The 17,980-nt window shown below is 70.4% G+C and carries 16 protein-coding genes; 4 read left to right on the top strand and 12 right to left on the bottom strand.

Annotation, left to right across the window (positions count from 1 at the left end):
- Positions 1 to 307 (top strand): integrase core domain-containing protein (locus F793_RS0104810; RefSeq protein WP_019592784.1); only part of this gene is annotated, 307 nt, incomplete at its 5' end.
- Positions 308 to 562: 255 nt separating this feature from the next.
- On the opposite strand, the gene F793_RS0104815 is transcribed toward F793_RS0104810, so the two are convergent.
- Both F793_RS0104815 and F793_RS0104820 read right to left on the bottom strand, forming a co-directional pair.
- Positions 563 to 2,161, bottom strand: a complete 1,599-nt coding sequence (locus F793_RS0104815; RefSeq protein ID WP_018882727.1) for a hypothetical protein — start codon at positions 2,159 to 2,161, stop codon at positions 563 to 565.
- Positions 2,162 to 2,174: 13 nt separating this feature from the next.
- Positions 2,175 to 2,759, bottom strand: coding sequence for a cytochrome b (locus F793_RS0104820; protein ID WP_018875781.1), 585 nt, complete (start codon positions 2,757 to 2,759; stop codon positions 2,175 to 2,177).
- A gap of 130 nt (positions 2,760 to 2,889) precedes the next feature.
- Here F793_RS0104820 and F793_RS0104825 point away from each other — a divergent pair, with 130 nt between their 5' ends.
- The 3 genes from F793_RS0104825 (at position 2,890) to F793_RS0104835 (ending at position 8,651) form a co-directional block, all read left to right on the top strand.
- On the top strand, positions 2,890 to 3,636 hold the full coding sequence (locus F793_RS0104825) for an HAD family hydrolase (protein WP_018866914.1): 747 nt from the start codon (positions 2,890 to 2,892) through the stop codon (positions 3,634 to 3,636).
- A gap of 285 nt (positions 3,637 to 3,921) precedes the next feature.
- Positions 3,922 to 5,202, top strand: a complete 1,281-nt coding sequence (locus tag F793_RS0104830; RefSeq protein WP_018882726.1) for a metallophosphoesterase — start codon at positions 3,922 to 3,924, stop codon at positions 5,200 to 5,202.
- Positions 5,199 to 8,651, top strand: coding sequence for an AAA family ATPase (locus F793_RS0104835; protein ID WP_026280910.1), 3,453 nt, complete (start codon positions 5,199 to 5,201; stop codon positions 8,649 to 8,651). Before F793_RS0104830 ends, F793_RS0104835 begins: the two co-directional genes overlap by 4 nt.
- Positions 8,652 to 8,666: 15 nt before the next feature.
- Here the strand turns inward: F793_RS0104835 and kdsB are convergent, their stop codons facing one another.
- Genes kdsB through cysM form a run of 10 tightly spaced genes read right to left on the bottom strand, consistent with a single transcriptional unit; the run spans position 8,667 to position 17,704 of the window.
- On the bottom strand, positions 8,667 to 9,434 hold the full coding sequence (gene kdsB, locus F793_RS0104840; RefSeq protein WP_018878567.1) for a 3-deoxy-manno-octulosonate cytidylyltransferase: 768 nt from the start codon (positions 9,432 to 9,434) through the stop codon (positions 8,667 to 8,669).
- Between the two features lie 8 nt (positions 9,435 to 9,442).
- A complete protein-coding gene (locus F793_RS0104845) occupies positions 9,443 to 9,637 on the bottom strand; it encodes a Trm112 family protein (protein WP_018878568.1) in 195 nt (64 codons plus the stop codon).
- A gap of 3 nt (positions 9,638 to 9,640) precedes the next feature.
- Positions 9,641 to 10,663: a tetraacyldisaccharide 4'-kinase gene (lpxK, locus tag F793_RS0104850; RefSeq protein WP_018866919.1), complete on the bottom strand. Its 1,023-nt coding sequence runs from the start codon at positions 10,661 to 10,663 to the stop codon at positions 9,641 to 9,643.
- Positions 10,664 to 10,665: 2 nt separating this feature from the next.
- Positions 10,666 to 11,802: a glycosyltransferase N-terminal domain-containing protein gene (locus F793_RS0104855; RefSeq protein ID WP_018881497.1), complete on the bottom strand. Its 1,137-nt coding sequence runs from the start codon at positions 11,800 to 11,802 to the stop codon at positions 10,666 to 10,668.
- Positions 11,792 to 13,573 carry a lipid A export permease/ATP-binding protein MsbA gene (gene msbA, locus F793_RS0104860; RefSeq protein ID WP_018882725.1) on the bottom strand — a complete coding sequence of 594 codons (1,782 nt, stop codon included), beginning with the start codon at positions 13,571 to 13,573 and terminating at the stop codon, positions 11,792 to 11,794. The genes F793_RS0104855 and msbA overlap by 11 nt, the downstream gene beginning before the upstream one ends.
- A complete protein-coding gene (locus F793_RS0104865; RefSeq protein WP_018875790.1) occupies positions 13,563 to 13,991 on the bottom strand; it encodes a biopolymer transporter ExbD in 429 nt (142 codons plus the stop codon). The genes msbA and F793_RS0104865 overlap by 11 nt, the downstream gene beginning before the upstream one ends.
- Positions 13,988 to 14,626, bottom strand: coding sequence for a MotA/TolQ/ExbB proton channel family protein (locus F793_RS0104870; RefSeq protein WP_018878571.1), 639 nt, complete (start codon positions 14,624 to 14,626; stop codon positions 13,988 to 13,990). The genes F793_RS0104865 and F793_RS0104870 overlap by 4 nt, the downstream gene beginning before the upstream one ends.
- Before the next feature lie 35 nt (positions 14,627 to 14,661).
- A complete protein-coding gene (gene rlmD, locus F793_RS0104875; protein WP_018882724.1) occupies positions 14,662 to 15,990 on the bottom strand; it encodes a 23S rRNA (uracil(1939)-C(5))-methyltransferase RlmD in 1,329 nt (442 codons plus the stop codon).
- Complete coding sequence (locus tag F793_RS0104880; protein ID WP_018882723.1) at positions 15,990 to 16,796, bottom strand: 3'-5' exonuclease; 807 nt, start codon at positions 16,794 to 16,796, stop codon at positions 15,990 to 15,992. Before F793_RS0104880 ends, rlmD begins: the two co-directional genes overlap by 1 nt.
- A complete protein-coding gene (gene cysM / locus F793_RS0104885; protein ID WP_018882722.1) occupies positions 16,793 to 17,704 on the bottom strand; it encodes a cysteine synthase CysM in 912 nt (303 codons plus the stop codon). Before cysM ends, F793_RS0104880 begins: the two co-directional genes overlap by 4 nt.
- Positions 17,705 to 17,980: the final 276 nt, after the last annotated feature.

Raw genomic sequence — 17,980 nt, forward strand, 5'->3', positions numbered from 1 at the left:
CGGCGTGCAGTACGTATCGGTGCGTTACACCGACCGCCTCGGAGAAGCCGGGCTCCAGCCCTCGGTGGGCCGGGTCGGTGACTCCTACGACAACGCCCTGGCGGAGACCCTCAACGGGCTGTACAAGACCGAGGTCCGGGCCTACTGGGGACGTCTTAACGATCGACGCGACGTCGAGTGGGCTACGCTCCAGTGGGTCGACTGGTTCAACCGGCGACGCCTGTTGGAATCCAACGGGTATCGACCGCCGGCAACGATCGAAGCGCAGTACCATCAACAAGTTCAGGGGTCCGTTCGTGCAGCGTGACCCAAACCAACGGGTCTCCGGGAAACCCGGGGCGGTTCACTTTCTTGGGCAAGCAAGAAAGTGCCTCGGGGCGCGCTGGCGAGTCAGCGCCGGGCAGGCGGCGGACCGGAGGCACCGTAAACACCGGAGGACGAACCAGGACCAGCCACAGAAAGGCATGCGGCTGAACAAAGTCTCCGGATACACCCGATGCCGAAACAGGGTCTTGATGGGGCCGGGCAACCGAGGCGCTCGGCCAACGGCGGACAAGCCGCGTCACCCGTCCACTTTGGATGACGCACCGAACGCGTCGCGCAGCCAGCCTCGCAGGGCATCAAACCCTTCTTCGGCAGACTCGGACGGCGGCTGCATCCCCGACACAAAGCCGCGCGCGCGGAACGGCTCCAGCAACTCTGGATCGCCCGAGATCACATGCACCGGCACCGCCCAACTGGCGTCCTGCCCGGTGATCAACGCCGCCGGCTGATGATCCCCCAGCAGGAAAAACAGCGTGTCCTCGTCCGCATAGCGTGCCGCATAGTCCCCGGTCACCTCCAGCGAATAGCGCACCGACTCTGCGTAGAAATCGCGCACCCGGCCGAAGTCGCGCCAGAGCACCTCCGGCTCCGGCCCCTTCCCCGCCCACTCGTGGAACCGTTCACCATCCCCGATGCCCTCCCAGTCCTCCAGGACCGGCAGGATGGGGGTCCACGGCGCATGCGAACTGACCAGCGCGAGCATCGCGAACACCGGTGCATCGGAAGGCGACCGAACCTGCTGCTCGAAAAACGACCAGGTGTACTGGTCCGGCATGGTCACCCAGAAGAACGGCGGGCCGGCGTAGTCAAAGCCATGCTTGTCCACGATCCGGTCCCAGCCGAACCAGCGTCCCTCGGGCCAGTCGAGCTGGATGGCCGGGGACAGCATCGCCGTGCGATGGCCAGTCGCCACGAAGTCCTGCACCAGGGTGTCCCGCGGCGCGTCCTGCAGCGCCTCGTAATGCCCGGCGTAGCGCACCTGCAGACCAGAGAGCAGGGAGGCATGGGCCAGCCAGGACTGGCCGCCGGCGATCGGCGCCTCCAGTACGCCGCTCACCACGTGCAGGTCCGCGGCCTCCAGATCCTCTTCCAGCCGGTCGAGCGCGGGCACGATGACCGGCGCGTAGCGCGCGTCGAAAACGGCAGAGACGCCATAGGACTCCACCAGCCCGAGGATCACGTCGACCCCCGCGAGCCCCGGAAGGGCAGCCGCAACGGCCTCTTCGCGGGTCGCCTCCAGACGGGCACGAAAGCGCTGGTTCTCGGCAAGGGCCGACCGCCCCGCCGCGACCTGCTGCTGGATCATCGCCATACCCGGCGCAGCCGTTCCCGGGGGTGCTGCTCCGCGCTCGGCGGCCAGCACGCCCCCCAGACCGACGCCAAACGCCCCGATGGCGATGGCCAGCGGAACACGACGACCGCCCCCCGCAGGCGCCGCGAGGGCACCGAGCCCCCGCCCGGCTCCCCAGATGACCGCCACCAGCAGGGTCACCAGGAAAACCCCCAGCAGCCCGGTCGCCAGCGCGCCCAAGTTGCCGGTCACCAGGCGGTAGACGGCGTCCAGCAGCACCCAGTCCTGCACCACGTTCAACGGTCGGGACAGGCTCGCGCGGGTCAGGGCATCGAACAACGCCAGCACCACCAGGATCAGGAGCACCGAAGCAACGAGCCAGGCCAGCCCCCGCGCAAGCCGGCCCGCCGGCAACAGTGCGAACAGGCCGACCAGCACGAAGGCCTCCCAGGCCAGCCCGTACGGCGCGAGCCCCGCATGACGCGGAATCTCCAGCCCCAGAAGGACCGCGTTCAGCGCCACCAGCGTCAGCAGCCACCGCGTCATCGGTATGCCGGGATCAGGATCGGCCTCGCCCGAAGGTCATGCGCTGCATCACCCCGTCGCGGCGAATGCGCCAGTGGTAGAGCGCGGCAACCACATGTCCCGCCACCAGGATCAGGGTCACCCGACCCAGGGCCTGATGCCAGGCGAACAGCGTCTCCGACAACGCCTCGTTCTCCGGGAACAGGCCCGGCAGGATCAGCGGTCCCAGTTGCACCGGGTAGCCACCGGCCGCGGTCGCCCACCAGCCGATCACCGGCATCAGGATCAGCAGGACGTACAACAGCCCGTGCACGGCCTCGGAACCCATCCGCTGCCAGCGAGCCAGCGCGACCGCATACCCCGGCTTGCCGCGCCGCAGGCGCAGTCCGATCCGCACCAGCATCAAGACCAGAATCAGCACCCCGAAACTCTTGTGCCAGGTATAGAGCGTGTTGGTCGCCGCCTCGCCAAAGCGCGCCTGCAGACCCTCGAAGCCGAACCAGCCAATGGTCCCGCCCAGCCCCAGCGCCCCCAGCACCAGCACGGCCACCAGCCAGTGCAACACCCGCTGCGCGAGGCTGTAGCGCGGCCAGACGGCCGCATCCCCTTGCTGTCGCATCCCGAACCACCTCCTCGAGTCGGCTTTGCTGTCCGAAGGAAACACCCTATCAGTCCGCCACGCCCGGAGTATCCCCAACGACATCGGCCATATAACCGCTGCGTGCGGTGCCCGCGCTACCCTTGCGTGGATGAACCGTTCCCCCATCAGCGGACCGTCCCGGTCACATCCACTCGACCCGACCCGCATCCGCTGCCTGACGTTCGACCTCGACGACACCCTGTGGCCGGTGATGCCGGTCATCCACCACGCCGAGGCGCGCTTCTACGCCTGGCTGCGGGAACAGGCCCCCGCGGTCTGCGAACGCTTTGATCCAGACGCCCTGATCCAGTCCCGCACGGCCTTCATGCGCGCGGCCCCCGACCACGAGCGCCACGACCTGACCCGCCTGCGCAAGCGCTGGCTGCGCGAACTGGCCGAGACCTGTGGCTGCTGCCCGGAGCGTCTGTCGGGTGAAGGCTTCCAGGTGTTCTGGGAGGCGCGCAACGAGGTCACGCCCTACCCCGAGGCCGCGGGCGTGCTGACTACCCTGGCCCGCCACTTCCGTCTGGGCGCAATCAGCAACGGCAATGCCGACGTATTCCGCACCCCCCTCGGGCGGCACTTCGACTTCGCCATCGCCGCAGGCGAAGCGGGTGCGGCGAAGCCCGACCCGCGCATCTTCCACCAGGCCCGCGAGCAGGCCGGAGTCGAACCCGACGCCATCCTGCACGTTGGCGACGACAGCACCGCGGATGTCCTCGGTGCCCTGCAGGCCGGCTTTCGCGCCGCCTGGTTCAACCCGGCGTCCCTGCCCTGGGAGCACGGCCAGCCGCGCCCCTGCCTGACCCTCGGGCGTCTCGGCCAGCTGCCCCGCCAACTCGGCATCCCCACCTGACCCTGCACCGCCTTCCGTAGGAGGCCAGCCCCCTGGCCGATAGGGCGCTGATGAACACCGAATCGGCCAGGGGGTCGGCCTCCTACAGGGGGGACACCACCACACCCGTGGGAGCCTGCTTGCAGGCGAAGCCCCTGCCCGCGCCCGACTCTGGCAGGGGCTTCGCCTGCAAGCAGGCTCCCACGGGGCAGAACCGATGAAGGAGCCAATCCTGCGATCCGGGATTGGCTTTGCCCCGCGATTCTTCCAAACTGCCGCCATGATCCCGACTGCCTCCCTGCGCCCATGAAGCTCCTGTGCGTGGGCGATATCCACCTGGGCCGCCAGCCCTCGCGCATCCCGCCCGCGGTCGATGACGCGGTCGGCATTGCGGCGCTCGGCCCCGCGGCGGCCTGGCGGCGCAGCGTCGACTACGCCTTGGAACAGCCGGTCGACGCCGTCCTGCTGGCCGGCGACGTGGTGGAACAGGAGGACGACTTCTTCGAGGCCTACCGCGACCTGCGCGAAGGCGTTCAGCGCCTGACCGCTGCCGGCATCCGCGTCCTCGGGGTCGCCGGCAACCATGATGTCCAGGTCCTCCCGCGCCTCGCAAAGGCCCTGCCGGCGTTCGAGCTGCTGGGCGCCGGTGGTCAGTGGGAGACCCGCGAACTTCAAAGCCGCGAGGGCGGCCGCGCGCGTATCGCGGGCTGGTCATTCCCGCAGGCCCGCGTCAGCGAAAGCCCGCTGGAGTCCGGCTTTCCCGAGCCCGTCGACTGCCCCACCCTCGGTCTGCTGCACTGCGATCGTGACCAGATGCGCAGCCCGCATGCACCGGTGCGCAGCAGCGCGCTGGAGGCGGCCCCGGCGGAGGCCTGGCTGCTCGGCCATATTCACCGCCCCGACGCCCTCGCCGCGCCACGCCCGATGGGCTACCTCGGCTCCCTGACCGGCATGGACCCGGGCGAGCCCGGGCGCCACGGCCCCTGGCAGCTGGAACTGGCCGCGAACGGCACGCTCTCCATCCAGCAGGTCCCGCTGGCACCGCTGTACTGGGACACCCTGGAGATCCCGGTCGACGGCCTGGACGTCGCCGCGGACATCCATCACCGCGTAACCGAGGCCCTGGAACGCCTGCACACCGAAATCGAGCAATGGCCGCAGCGGCCACGGGCGGTCGGCTGCCGGCTGCGATTCACCGGCCGCAGCGACCAGCGCGCGGCACTGGAGCGCGTCCTGAATGCGGACGATCCGCGTGCCACGGTGCAGACCCTGGGGGATCGCCTGTACTTCGTCCACGACTGGCGCCTGGAGGCCCAGCCGGCCGTGGACCTCGAGGCGCTGGCCGCGGGGAATGACCCGGCCGCCCTGCTCGCGCGCAAGCTTCTGCTGCTGCAGGGGGCGGACAGCGAAGCGCGCCGCGCCCTGCTGGACGCCGCGCGCGAGCCCCTCGCCGAGATAACCCGCGCCCCGCACTACCGCGCGCTGGGGCGCGAGGCCCCGGATGACACCGCGCTCGCGGCGACCCTGGAGGCCGCGGCCCTGCACGCACTGGACCGCCTGCTGCTGCAGCGCGAGGGCGACCAGTGAAGCTGGAATCCCTGGACATCCAGCGCCTCCCCGGCATCCATCCGGGCTTCCGGCTGGAGGCCCTGGGACCGGGCGTGAACGTCGTGGTCGGCCCCAACGCCTCGGGCAAGTCCAGCCTGCTGCGCGGCCTGCGCGCCGCCCTCTATCCACAGGAACAGCGCAACAGGGGCGTGCAGGTCGCGGCCCGTTTCAACGACGCACAGGGCAGCCTCGAGGCGCAGCGCGTCGGCACCGACCTGTACTGGCTGCGCGACGGGCAGCGCGGCGATCCGCCGCCGCTGCCGGATCATCGTTTCATCGACTGCTACACCCTGCACATCGAGGACCTGCTGGCCGCGGACCACGCGACCGAACGGGCGATCGGCGACTGGCTGGCGCGCGAACTGGCCGGCGGCTACGACCTCCCCGCCCTGCGCGCGGACCCCGCCCTGGCCCTGAAGACCACTCATGCCCGCAACGAAGCACAGGCCCTGGCCACCGCCGAGCAGGAGCTGCGCCAGCGCACGCGCGAACAGCGCGCCCTGCAGGAGGACGAACAACGTCTCGCCGAACTGGAGGCGCAGCGCCAGGACGCACAGCGGGCCAGCGACGCGGCCGCCCAGTACGAACGCGCCCTGGAGCTGCTGGAGGCCCGCCGCGAACGCCAGTCCCTGGAGACCCGGCTGGCGGCCTTCCCGGAGGGCCTGGCCCGGCTGCGCGGCGACGAACTGGACAGCCTGGAACAGCTGCGCAAGACGCTGCGCCGCCTCGACCACGAGCGCCAGCAGGCCCAGGCCCGGCTCGATGCGGCCCGCGACCAGCTGGATACCAGTGGACTGTCCGAAAGCCCCCTGGAAGCCGCCGCGTTCGACGACCCGCGCGCCCGCGTACGCGAACTGCAGGGACTGGAGAGCCGCGCCGACCAGGCCGCACGCGAGCTGCAGTCCGCCCGTTCGGCCGTCGCCTCGGCAGCTGACGCTCTGGGCGCCGACCCGGCTGCCGTCCCGACGCTGGACCCGACCGCGGTCCACACGACGGAACAGGCCCTCGAAACCCAGCGCCAGCTGCAGGCCGCGATCCGCCGCCGCGAGGACGAACTGGCCGGCCTGCCCGCGGCCGACCCCGACCGGCCCGACCCGGAGGCGCTGCGCCGCGCACGGGACGAACTGCTGCACTGGCTCGGCGCCCCGCGCCCGCCGGCGAACTCCGTCCTGCACCGAGCGGCGCGGATCACGGCCCTGGCCGCAGCTGCGGCGGCCATCGGGAGTGCGGCCCTGTGGGTCCACTGGGGCTTCCTCGTCCTGGCGCTCCCCGTGGCCTGGTCGGGCTGGATACTGGCACGACCGAACCACGACGCCGTCCCGCGCCAGGCGGCCGAGGCGCGTTACCGCGATACCGGCATCGAGCCACCCTCGGCCTGGACGCCGGAGGCGGTGCGTGAACGCCTGGAGGCCGTGGAACGGGAACTGCGCGCAGCCGAGGCCGACCGCCACGCGGCCGAACGCCGCACCCGGCTGAAGCGTGAACTGGAGGAGAAGCACGACGCGCTGGCAGCTGCTCGGGAACAACTGCGCCAGACGGCCGCGGCGGTCGGCTTCGACCCCGAGTGTCTGGATGCCTCGTTGCAGCGCTGGATCCACCTGAGCGCGGAACTGGACCGCGCCCGTCGCGACGAGGCCACGGCCCGGGGCGAGCAGGAGCAACTGACGGCCCGTATGGACGAACTGCGCACGGCCCTGGTGCGGTTCCTGGACGCGTACGCGGCCGCCCCGGAGGACGCGCAGCCCACGGCCGACGCCCTGGCGCAGCGTCTGGAACGGCTGGCCCGCCGCCTGCAGGATCGGGACGAGGCACGCCGCGAACAGCACGAGGCGCAGCGCGAGCTCGAGCGCCTGGAAGTCGAGGCCGACACCACGCGCGCACGCGTCACCGAACTGTACGCCCGGGCCGGGCTGGAAGAGGATGACGAAGCGGGACTGCGCGAACACCTGCGGCTGCGGCCGGAATGGCAGCGCCTGCAGGATGAGCTGCGCGACGTCCGCGCCCGCGAAGGCGATCGCAGCCGTCACCTTGAGGCACAACCGGACCTGCTGGCGCTGGTCGATCAGGACGCCGAGGCGGCGCTGCGCGAAGCGCTGGCCGAATGCGAACACCAGGCGCAGCAGCGCGACGAGCTCACCCGCGAAATCACCCGCATCGAGACCGAGATCGACCGCGCCGGACGGGATCGCGCACTGGAGACCGCGCGCGCCCGGTGGGCCCAGGCCCGCGACGCCCTGGACACGCGTCTGGACGAGGCCCTGTTCGCCACCGCGGGCCAGTTTCTGCTGGACCAAGTCACCACCGAGCACGAAGAGACCGCGCAGCCCGCTGCCCTGCGCCGGGCGCGTGACTGGTTTCAGCGTTTTACGCGGCATCAGTACGAGCTGCTGTTCAGCCCCGGCGAGACGGCCACACCATTCGCCGCGCGCGAGACCGCCACGGGCGACACCCGCGGCCTGTCGGAACTCTCCAGCGGCACCCGCATGCAGCTCGTGCTGGCCGTGCGCATCGCCTTCGCGCTGGAGGCCGAGCGCGGGCGCACGCCCCTGCCGCTGTTCCTGGACGAGGCCCTGGGCACCGCCGACCCCGAGCGCTTCCGCGCGGTCGCCGAAAGCCTCCAGCTACTGGCACAGGAGGATGATCGGCAGGTCTTTTATCTTACGGCCCAGCCCGAGGATGCGCGCTACTGGTCCGCCCGGGACGCCACGGTGCGGAGCATCGACCTGCCGGCCGTGCGCGGCGCCCAGCACGCCATCACCGATGCCGACGATCTGGCCCTGCCCGAGCGCCGGGCGATCCCGAGCCCGGGCGACGTCCGTCCCGAGGACTACGCCACCATGCTCGGCGTGCCGCCGATCGACCCGTGGCAGGATGCGGCGCGGATCCACCCGTTCCATCTGCTGCGCGACAACCTTGACGCCCTGCACCGCCTGCTCACCCTGGGGGTAGACAGCGTCGGCACACTGGAGACCGTCCTGCGCGGACCCGATGCCGAACTCCTGGGGGACCCGGCGCAGCGCGAGCAGCTTGCGGCCCGGGTCGCGGGCGCGCGCGCCTGGCTGCGCGCCTGGCGCCAGGGCCGCGGGCGCCCCGTGGACCGTGCCGCGCTGGAGGGCTCCGGCGTGATCAGCGATACCTTTATCGAAGCGGTCAGTGAACTGGCCACGCAGGTGGACGGAGACGCCGAGGCCCTGGTCCGGGAACTGGAACAGGGCGCGGTCAAGCGCTTCCAGAGCGCGACGCGCGAGCGCCTGGAGGCATGGCTCGGCGAGCACGGCTACATCGACCCGGAACCGACCAACAGCGACACCACCCTCGAGCACCGGGTGATCGCCACGCTGCAACCCTTCAGCCCCTCCCCGGACGCCGCGACCCGCGACGGCCAGGCCCTGGCGCGCAGTCTGCAGGCGGGCCTGCGCTCGAACTGAGTCCGCGGGCGGGGATCAGGCGCGGGCACGCCCGGACAGGAAGGCGTCGACGCGGTCCAGGTCTTCCGGGGTGTCGACGCCGGGGGGATGGGCCTCGGTGCGGCGGCCGACCTGGATCCACGCGCCCATGTCGAGGGCGCGCAGCTGCTCCAGCTGCTCCAGTTGTTCCAGCGGGGCCGGCGGTTCGGCGCTCATACGCCGCAGGAACCCGGCACGGTAGGCGTACAGCCCCAGATGACGGGTGGCCTGCTCTACTGCCGGTACCTGCCCGGCGCGGTGGGCCTCGCGATCCCAGGGGATCGGGGCACGGGAGAAGTACAGCGCCCGGCCGCTGCGGTCGGTCACCAGCTTGACCTGGTTGGGGTCCGCCAGGTCCTGTGCGCAGCGGATGGGCACGCCGAGGGTGGCCATGTCCGCCTGCGGGGTCTGCGCCAGCAGGGCCGCCAGGTCATCCAGCAATGGTCCCGGGGTCAGCGGTTCATCGCCCTGCAGGTTGACCACGATGGACTCGTCCCCCCAGCCCTCGGCGGCCGCGACCGCGGCGATGCGGTCGGTGCCCGAGGGCAGCGCGGGATCGGTCAGGAAGGCTTCGGCCCCGCACTGGCGCGCGACCGCGAGGATGCGCTCGTCATCCCCGGCCACGATCACGCGGCCCGCTGCACTCTCCTGCGCCCGGCTGATCACATGCGCGATCAGCGGGCGCCCGGCGACCGCCGCGAGCGGCTTGTCCGGCAGCCGGCTGGAGGCCATGCGGGCCGGGATCACCACGACGAAGCCCGTCATGCGGCGACTCAGGCCTCGCGCCAGCGTCCCTTCTCGTCCTCGGAGAGCACGCGGGCCTCGTCCTCCAGCATCACCGGGATGTCGTCGCGGATCGGATAGGCGAGCCCGGCGGAGACCGAGATCAGCTCCTGGTTCTCGCGGTCATATTTCAGCGGACCCTTGGTGACCGGGCAGACCAGAATATCGAGCAGACGCTTGTCCATGCATTACCCCAGATGTTTGAGCCGACTGACGGTCTCCAGACGCGCGAGCAGCGCCGGCTCGAAAGTGGTTGGCAACCGGGCCGCGATCGGCCAGTACCAGTGATTGTCCTGCGCAAACGACCGGCATTTTACGGCATCCTTCTCGGTCATCAGAACCGGCAACTCGTCATCGAAGCGGATCTGGTGCGGCAGGAAGCGATGATGGTCGGGAAACGGATGTCGAATGATACCGATCTTCGCCGCCTCCAGGGTACGGAAGAAGCGCTCCGGATCGGCAATACCGGCGATCGCGTGGGCATCGCGCCGGGCAAACCGGTGGGGCTTGCGCGACTCGTCGGCCCCATCCACCCGCAGCAGCCGGCTGGCCGGGACCAGTTCCATCGGAATCTCGCCGGGGCCGGCTTCGCCCCCGGTCACGATCACGAAATCCGCCCGCTCGCGCGCCCGCCTGGGCTCGCGCAGCGGCCCCGCCGGCAGGCACAGCCCGTTACCGAAGCGGCGCTTGCCGTCGACCATCAGGATGGTGATGTCGCGCGGCAGGCGGTGATGCTGCATGCCGTCATCGGCGATGACCACGTCCACCCCCTGCTCGGTCAGGGCCCGCGCGCCGCGAACCCGGTCGCGGTCCACCTGCACCGGCACCCCGGTGCGGCGCGCGATCAGCAGGGGTTCATCCCCCACCACCACCGGATCGGAATCGGGGGTCACCGCAATCCCGGCGACGTCCCCGCGCCCGCCGTAGCCACGGCTGACAATACCCGGCCGATACCCGGCGGCACGCAGACGCTTGGCCAGCCAGACGGTCATCGGCGTCTTGCCACTGCCACCCAGCGTGAGATTCCCCACCACGATCACCGCCTTGGCCGGGATGGTGATGTCGCGCCGCAATTGTTCCTGGCGCTGACGGTTCCACTCGGCCAGCCCGGCATACACCAGCGACAGCGGAAACATCGCCGCCGCGAACGGCCCGCGCTGGCTCCACTGATCCCACAGCCGGGCACCAAGCCATGCCTGCAGCGAGCCCATGGCTACCAGTCCCAGACCTGCTGCAATACGGCGTCGAAATTTGCATCCACCTGGCGTCGCTCCTCCCAGAAGCGTCGGCGGGCCGCGTCACCCTGCTGGCGCCGCGCGGCCGGGTCGTCCCGCAGGGCCTGCCAGGCCGCCAGCACCGCGTCCGGCTCGCCCAGCACCGGACAGGGCACCTCCGCGGCCGGCGCCTCGCCCAGGCTCACGGCCGCGCCGCCGGCCAGGCCCTGCCACAGGGCCTGGCGATCCGGCGCGGCCAGATGCACCGCATGGGCGGCACTGGCCGCGGCCGCGAACCAGCGCCGATCATCCAGGTGCAGGATAGTCCCCGGCGGGAGCGCCGACCGGTCCCAGTCCGAGACCACCTGATCGGCACCTGGCAACGAGGCGGCGTCCGTCTCCCCACGCAGGCTGGCCAGCAGGATGTCGGTCTGACCCCAGCCGGAGGCCTCCCAGGCCGCCCGCCAGGCCAGCCACTGCGCCGGCGTGCCATGCCACCACCACAGGCGTTCCACCCCGCCCCCGACCAGCGAGCGCAGCACCACATCGGCCTGCGCCTCGACGAACCGGGCCTGGGGGTCGGCCGGGTCCAACGCGTGCGCGCGGGCGGCGGCCGGCCAGCCTTCGGCGGCGACAGGATCGACGGGCCAGTGCCAGGCCACCGGGGACATGCCCCCGGCAGCCGGCGCGGTGTTCACCGCCATCACCGGCGCCTCGGTCTCCTGCAACAGATTGACCGGCGCCCGGCCACCGGCCAGCAGGATGCCGTGGGGCTGAAAGCGCCGCAGCACCCGGCGCACCACCCGCGGCCGGTCACAGGGGCCGTAGCCCACCCCGACCTTGCGAAATGGCTGCATGTGGCGCTCGAAGAGTTCCGGGTAGTCCTGCTCGAAAGTCAGGACGATGCGCACGTCCTGGCGCTTGTCGCGCACCGCCCCCAGCAGCTCGATCCCCAGGCGCACGTCCTCGGGGCTTCCGCCGGCCTTGATCCAGATCAGGCGCCCGCGATCCGCGGGCGGGGTGAGGAAACCCCGCCGGGCCCGTGCCCGGCTGCCATCGCCCCGGCGATAATCCCGCCAGGTCGCGCGCCAGACCGGGAGCGGACGATCCCCGTAGCCCCCGGCATCAGCCCCCATCCCCCGCCTCCTCGCGGAACTGCAGGCGGTGCAGGTGGGTGTAGACCCCGCCTCGAGCAATCAGCTCCTCGTGGCGCCCGCTCTCCACGATGCGGCCGTTGTCCATCACCAGGATGCGGTCGGCGCCCTCGACCGTGGAAAGGCGGTGGGCGATGACCAGCGTGGTGCGCGTGCTCACCAGCGCATCCAGCGCGGCCTGCACCTGGCGCTCGGATTCGTTGTCCAGCGCCGAGGTCGCCTCGTCCAGGATCAGGATCGGGGCATCCCGCAGCAGCGCGCGGGCAATCGCCAGACGCTGGCGCTGGCCACCGGAGAGACGGGTGCCGTTTTCCCCCACCAGGGTCTGCATGCCGTCCGGCAGGCGATCGATGAATTCCAGTGCATGCGCGGCGCGCGCCGCCTCGCGGATCTCCGCCTCGGTCGCCTCGGGCCGGCCGTAGGCGATATTGGCGGCAACGGTGTCCGCGAACAGGGTTACATTCTGGCCGACATAGGCAATCTGCCGGCGCAGGTCGCGCAGGCGGATGGTCTCGAGGTCATGGCCGTCCAGCAGGATGCGCCCCTCGGTCGGGTGATAGAAGCGTGGCAGCAGGTTGACCAGCGTGGTCTTGCCGCTGCCCGAGCGGCCGACCAGGGCCACGTTCTCGCCCGGCTTCACCGCGAACGAGATGGCCTTCAGCACGTCCGGGCCCTCGGGACTGTAGCGAAACGCCACGTCCTCGAATGCCAGCTGCCCCTCGGACCGATCCAGGGGCACGTGGCCGGTGTCGCGCTCCGGCGTCTCGTCCAGCACCGCGAAGATGTTCTGCCCCGCCGCGATACCCCGCTGCAGGGTCGCGTTGATCATCGACAGCCGGCGGATCGGGCTCAACAGCAGCAGCATCGCGGTCAGGAAGGAGACGAACGTGCCGGCCGTGACCGTGTCGTCGCCGAAATCCGAGGTCGCGACCCAGATCACGAAGGCCAGCACTGCCGCGACCAGGAACTGGATGGTCGGGGTATAGGCGGCCTTGATGCCCTCCATGCGCATATGCAGCCGGCGGTTGCGCTCGTTGATGTCCTCGAAGCGCCCGCGCTCGTAGGTCTCGCCGCCAAAGATGCGCACCACCCGGTGGCCCTCGATCACCTCCTGGGTCACGTGGGTCACGTCGCCCATGTTGTACTGCAGGCGGTGCGAGATGCGGCGAAAGTGCTTGGTGACGACGCGCACCAGCACGGCCAGCACCGGGGCGATGATCAGGATGGTCAGGGTCAGGGTCGGCGTCAGCCAGAACATCCAGGCCAGCAGCGCGATGATCGTCAGGGTGTCGCGCACCAGGGTACTGAAGCCGTCGGTCGCGGCCGTCGCCACCTGCTCCACGTTGTAGGTCACGCGCGAGATCAGCTCGCCGCTGCTCTGCTCCTGAAAGCGCTGCACCGGCATGTGCAGCAGCCGCTCGAACAGCTCCTCGCGCAGGCGCTTGACCACCTGCCGCCCGACATAGCGCATCGCATAGACCGACCCGAACTCGGCCACACCGCGGACCAGAAACAGGCCGATCAGGGCCAGCGGAATCCACGCCACCAGGGGATGGCCCTCGCCCTCGGCGAAGGACTCGTCCATCAGCGGCTTCATCAGCGCGGCGAAGCCCGCCTCGGTCGCCGCCATGCCCAGCATCGCGACCGTGGCGATCGCCAGCAGCGGCCAGTAGACGAAGGCATAGCTCAGCAGGCGGCGATAGACCCTCCAGCCGGAATCGAAGTGCTGCGCGTGCTGCTCGTCAGTCGTCATCGGCAGCCTCGCCCAGCGTGGCGATCGACACGGATGTAATGCCCAGGCGGCCCACCACGTCCAGGGCGCGCACGACCGACTGATGGCTGGCGTTGGCGTCCGCGCGGATCAGCACCGGGTCATCTTCGCGACCCTCGCGCGCCTCGGACAGCACACGCTCCAGGGTCTCGGCGCGGCGATTGATCAGCTCCTGGCCGTTGATGAAGTAGTTGCCGTTGGCATCCACCACGATGTCGATCCAGGCGCGCTCCACCGCTTCGGCCTCGCGGTCGGCCGAGGGCAGGGTCAGCTCGATGTCCGCATGCTGGTCAAAGGTCGTGGAGACCATGAAGAAGATCAGCAACAGGAAGACGACGTCGATCAACGGCGTCAGGTTGACACCCGGCTCCTCCTGGCGGCGTGGCGCGCGGAAGTTCACGCCTGCGCCCCGCCCTCGGCCGCGCCGGCCGCGCGCTCGCCGTGGATCACCTCGACCAGCTTGGTGGCCTCCTGCTCCATCTCCAGCACCAGCTCGTCGATATGCCCGCGGAAGTAGCGGTGGAAGGCCAGTGCCGGGATCGCCACGCCGATGCCGGTCGCGGTGGTGATCAGGGCCTGGGAGATGCCCCCGGCCAGATCACGCGGACTGCCCACGCCGATCTCGGTGATCACGGTGAAGACCTCGATCATCCCGACCACGGTGCCAAGCAGGCCCAGCAGCGGGGTGATCATCGCGATGGTGCCCAGCGTATTCATGTAGCGCTCGAGCTCATGCGCAACGCGCCGGCCGGCCTCCTCGATGCTCTCCTGCGTGATCTGGCGCGCGCGGTCATGGGTGGCCAGGCCGGCAGCCAGGATCGCGCCCAGCGGTGACCCTGCACGCAGGCGCTGGATGTCGTCGAGCTTGAGCCCCTGGGTGCGCATCTGCTCCCACACCGAGGTCAGCAGGCGGGGCGGGACCACGCGCGACCGCCGCAGCGTCCACAGCCGCTCCAGCACGATGGCGACGGCCAGTACGGAACACAGCAGGATCGGCAGCATCAGCCACCCGCCCGCCTGTACGATCTCCAGCATTCGGTCTCTCCCTCTTGGCTCGTCGGGCTGGCGCGTCAGTCGCGCCGGAACACGGCCATGGATTCCACATGGGCGGTATGCGGGAACATGTCCATGATCCCGGCCCGCTCCAGGCGATAGCCATGATGATGCACCAGGCGCTCGGCGTCACGGGCGAGCGTGGCCGGGTTGCAGGAAACATAGACCATGCGCTCAATGCGCTGCGGTGCCAGCGCCTCGATCACCGCGGCCGCGCCAGTACGCGGCGGGTCCAGCAGTACGCGCTCAAAGCGTTCGGCCAGCCATGCGGCGTTCTTCAGGGCCTCCACGTCGTCCAGATCGGCGCGTTCGTAGCGGGTGTTGGCGATGCCCTGGTCGCGGGCATTGGCGCGCGCCCGTTCCAGCATCGCGTCGTCCACCTCGACACCGACCACCTCGCCCTCGGGCACCGTGCGCGCCAGCGGCAGGGTGAAGTTGCCCAGCCCGCAGAACAGATCCAGCACCCGCTGGCCCGGCTTCAGGTCCAGCGCGGCCAGCGCCTGCGGGACCATCTTGCGGTTGATCCCGGCATGCACCTGAATGAAGTCCGTGGGCATGAACGGGACCGACACGGCGTAGTCCGGGTGGCGATAGATCAATGGCTCGATCGGCCCGGCCAGCGGTTCCACCGTCTCCGGGCCGCCGGGCTGCAGATACACCTGAATGCCCTCGGCCTCCGCCCAGGCCGACAGGCGCGCGCTGTCCGCCTCGGACAGCGGATCGAGGTTGCGGAAGATCAGCGCCACGCGCTCGTCGTCATCCACCGCCACCTCGATCTGCGGCAGGCGGTCGCGCGCCTCGAGGCCGCCGATCAGCTCGCGCAGGGCCCGGATGCGCTGCCCCACGGCCGGGTGCAGCACCTCGCAGTGGTCCATCTCGGCCAGATACGGGCTGCCACGCTCGCGAAAGCCAACCAGCACCCCGCCCTTCTTCGGCACGTACTTCGCCCCCAGCCGCGCGGTGCGGCGGTAGCCGAGGGTGGTGTCGGTCAGCGGCTCGAAACGGGCCTCGGGGGTCACGTGGCCGATGCGCTCCAGGGCATCGAACAGGGCCTGTTCCTTGATCGCGCGCTGGGTCTCGATCGACGCATGCTGCAGCTTGCAGCCGCCGCACAGGCCGAAGAACTCGCAGGGCGGTTCGACCCGGCCCGGGGCCGGCTCCAGCACCTCGACCACCTCGGCGGAATCGAAACGGCGCTTGCGCCCGGTCTGCTGGGCCATCACCCGCTCGCCCTTCAGGGCACCGTGGATGAAGCAGGCCTTGCCATCGCGGCGGATTACCCCCTGGCCGTCCAGCGTGACCTCCTCGATCACGGCCTCGAACGGGGTCTTGTCGATGCGTGCCATCAGTCCGTGCGTCCGGCCGGCCGCCAGGCGTCGAGAAATTCCCGGTGGTGGGCCGCGCCGCTGGCCTCCAGGTACTCGGCCAGCTGCTGCTGCCGGCTGGCCAGGGCCGCGTCGGTCAGATTGCCGCGCATGTACTCGAAGCGCAGCCAGACCAGATAGGTATTGAGCACGTCGTGTTCGACGTAGTCGTGGATCTCGGCCTGGCGCCCGTCGCGCCAGGCCGGCCAGACCTTGGAGCCGTCCATGCCCAGCTTGCCCGGGAAGCCGAGCAGGCTCGCCATCATGTCGAGGCTGGTGACCGCGCGGCCCTGGAAGCCGGCCAGCACGTCCATCAGGTCCACATGGCGCCAGTGGAAGCGCGACAGGTAGTTGTTGTAGCGAAACTCGCGGTCGTCGTCGCCCTGCTCCCAGTAGCGCGGGGCCTGCACACCGTTGACCAGCGCGCGGTAGTGCAGCACCGGCAGGTCGAAGCCGCCGCCGTTCCAGCTGACCAGCTGCGGCGTGCGCTTGTCGATCACGTCGAAGAACTGGCGCAGCAGCTCGGCCTCGGTCGGCGCCTGGCCGTCCTCGCCCTCGCGCCCGAAGGCGGAGAGCTTCAGCGCATCGCCGCCCTGGTAGAGCACGCCGATGGAGACGATGCGGTGCAGCGGGTGCTTCAGGAACTCCGTGCCGGCCTGCGCGCGGCGCAGCGCGAACAGCGCCTCGGCCACCTCGTGATCGTCGAGCCCCTCGAAGTCGTGCAGGCGCCGTGCGCCGTCGATGTCGGGGACGGTCTCGAGATCGAAGATCAGGATCGGGGCGCTCATGCGGGGAACACGCCGGTGGAGATGTAGCGGTCGCCGCGGTCACAGATGATCGCAACGAAGGTGCCGCCCTCGGTCGCGGCCGCCAGCTTCAGGGCCGCGGCCACGGAACCGCCGGAGGAGACCCCGGCGAAGATGCCCTCCTCGGCGGCCAGCCGGCGCATGGTGTCCTCGGCCTCCTCCTGGGTCACATCCACGGTCTGGTCCACCCGCGAGGCCTCGAAGATGGTCGGCAGGTAGGCCTCCGGCCAGCGTCGAATGCCGGGGATGGAGGAGCCTTCAGTCGGCTGCACGCCGACGATCTGCACCTCCGGGTCGCGTTCCTTGAGATAGCGCGACACGCCCATAATGGTGCCGGTCGTCCCCATCGCGGAGACGAAATGGGTCACCGTGCCCTCGGTATCGCGCCAGATCTCCGGCCCGGTGCCGAGGTAGTGGGCATCCGGGTTGTCCGGGTTGCCGAACTGGTTCAGCACCCGGCCCTTGCCCTCGGCCTCCATCCGGTCGGCCAGATCACGCGCGCCCTCCATGCTCTCCTCGCGCGAGACCAGCACCAGCTCGGCGCCAAAGGCCTTCATCGAGGCGCGGCGCTCGGCCGACATGTTGTCCGGCATCACCAGGATCATCCGGTAGCCCTTAATCGCCGCGACCATCGCCAGCGCGATGCCGGTGTTGCCGCTGGTGGCCTCGATCAGGGTGTCGCCAGGCTGGATGTCGCCACGGTGCTCGGCCGCCTGGATCATGTTCAGCGCGGGCCGGTCCTTGACCGAACCGGCGGGATTGTTGCCCTCGAGCTTCACCAGCACGGTGGACGGCAGGTCCGCCGCCATGCGCTGCAGGCGCACCAGCGGCGTATTGCCGACAAAGTGCTCGAGGGTCGGGAAGGATTCCGGGTGCAGACGTTTCTTCATGCGCGCAGAGTATAACGACCGGGCCCTGTCCCTGCCCATGCACGCGACGGTCCGGCGTCGGGGCTTCCCATGGAGATTGCTTCGTCGCGCTGCTCCTCGCAATGACGCGAAGGGGGCACCGTCATCGCGAGATTCCGCCGGGGGCGCGGCAACTTCCGTCCGGAACCACCGGAACCGAATTTCGGGCGCCCCGCAAGCGTCAGGCGATTGCTTCGTCGCTTGGCTCCTCGCAATGACACCAAAAGGGCACCGTCATCGCGAGGCGCGCAGTGCCGT

Source organism: Thioalkalivibrio sp. ALE22 (assembly GCF_000381445.1).
In the GTDB taxonomy this organism is placed as follows: Bacteria; Pseudomonadota; Gammaproteobacteria; order Ectothiorhodospirales; family Ectothiorhodospiraceae; genus Thioalkalivibrio.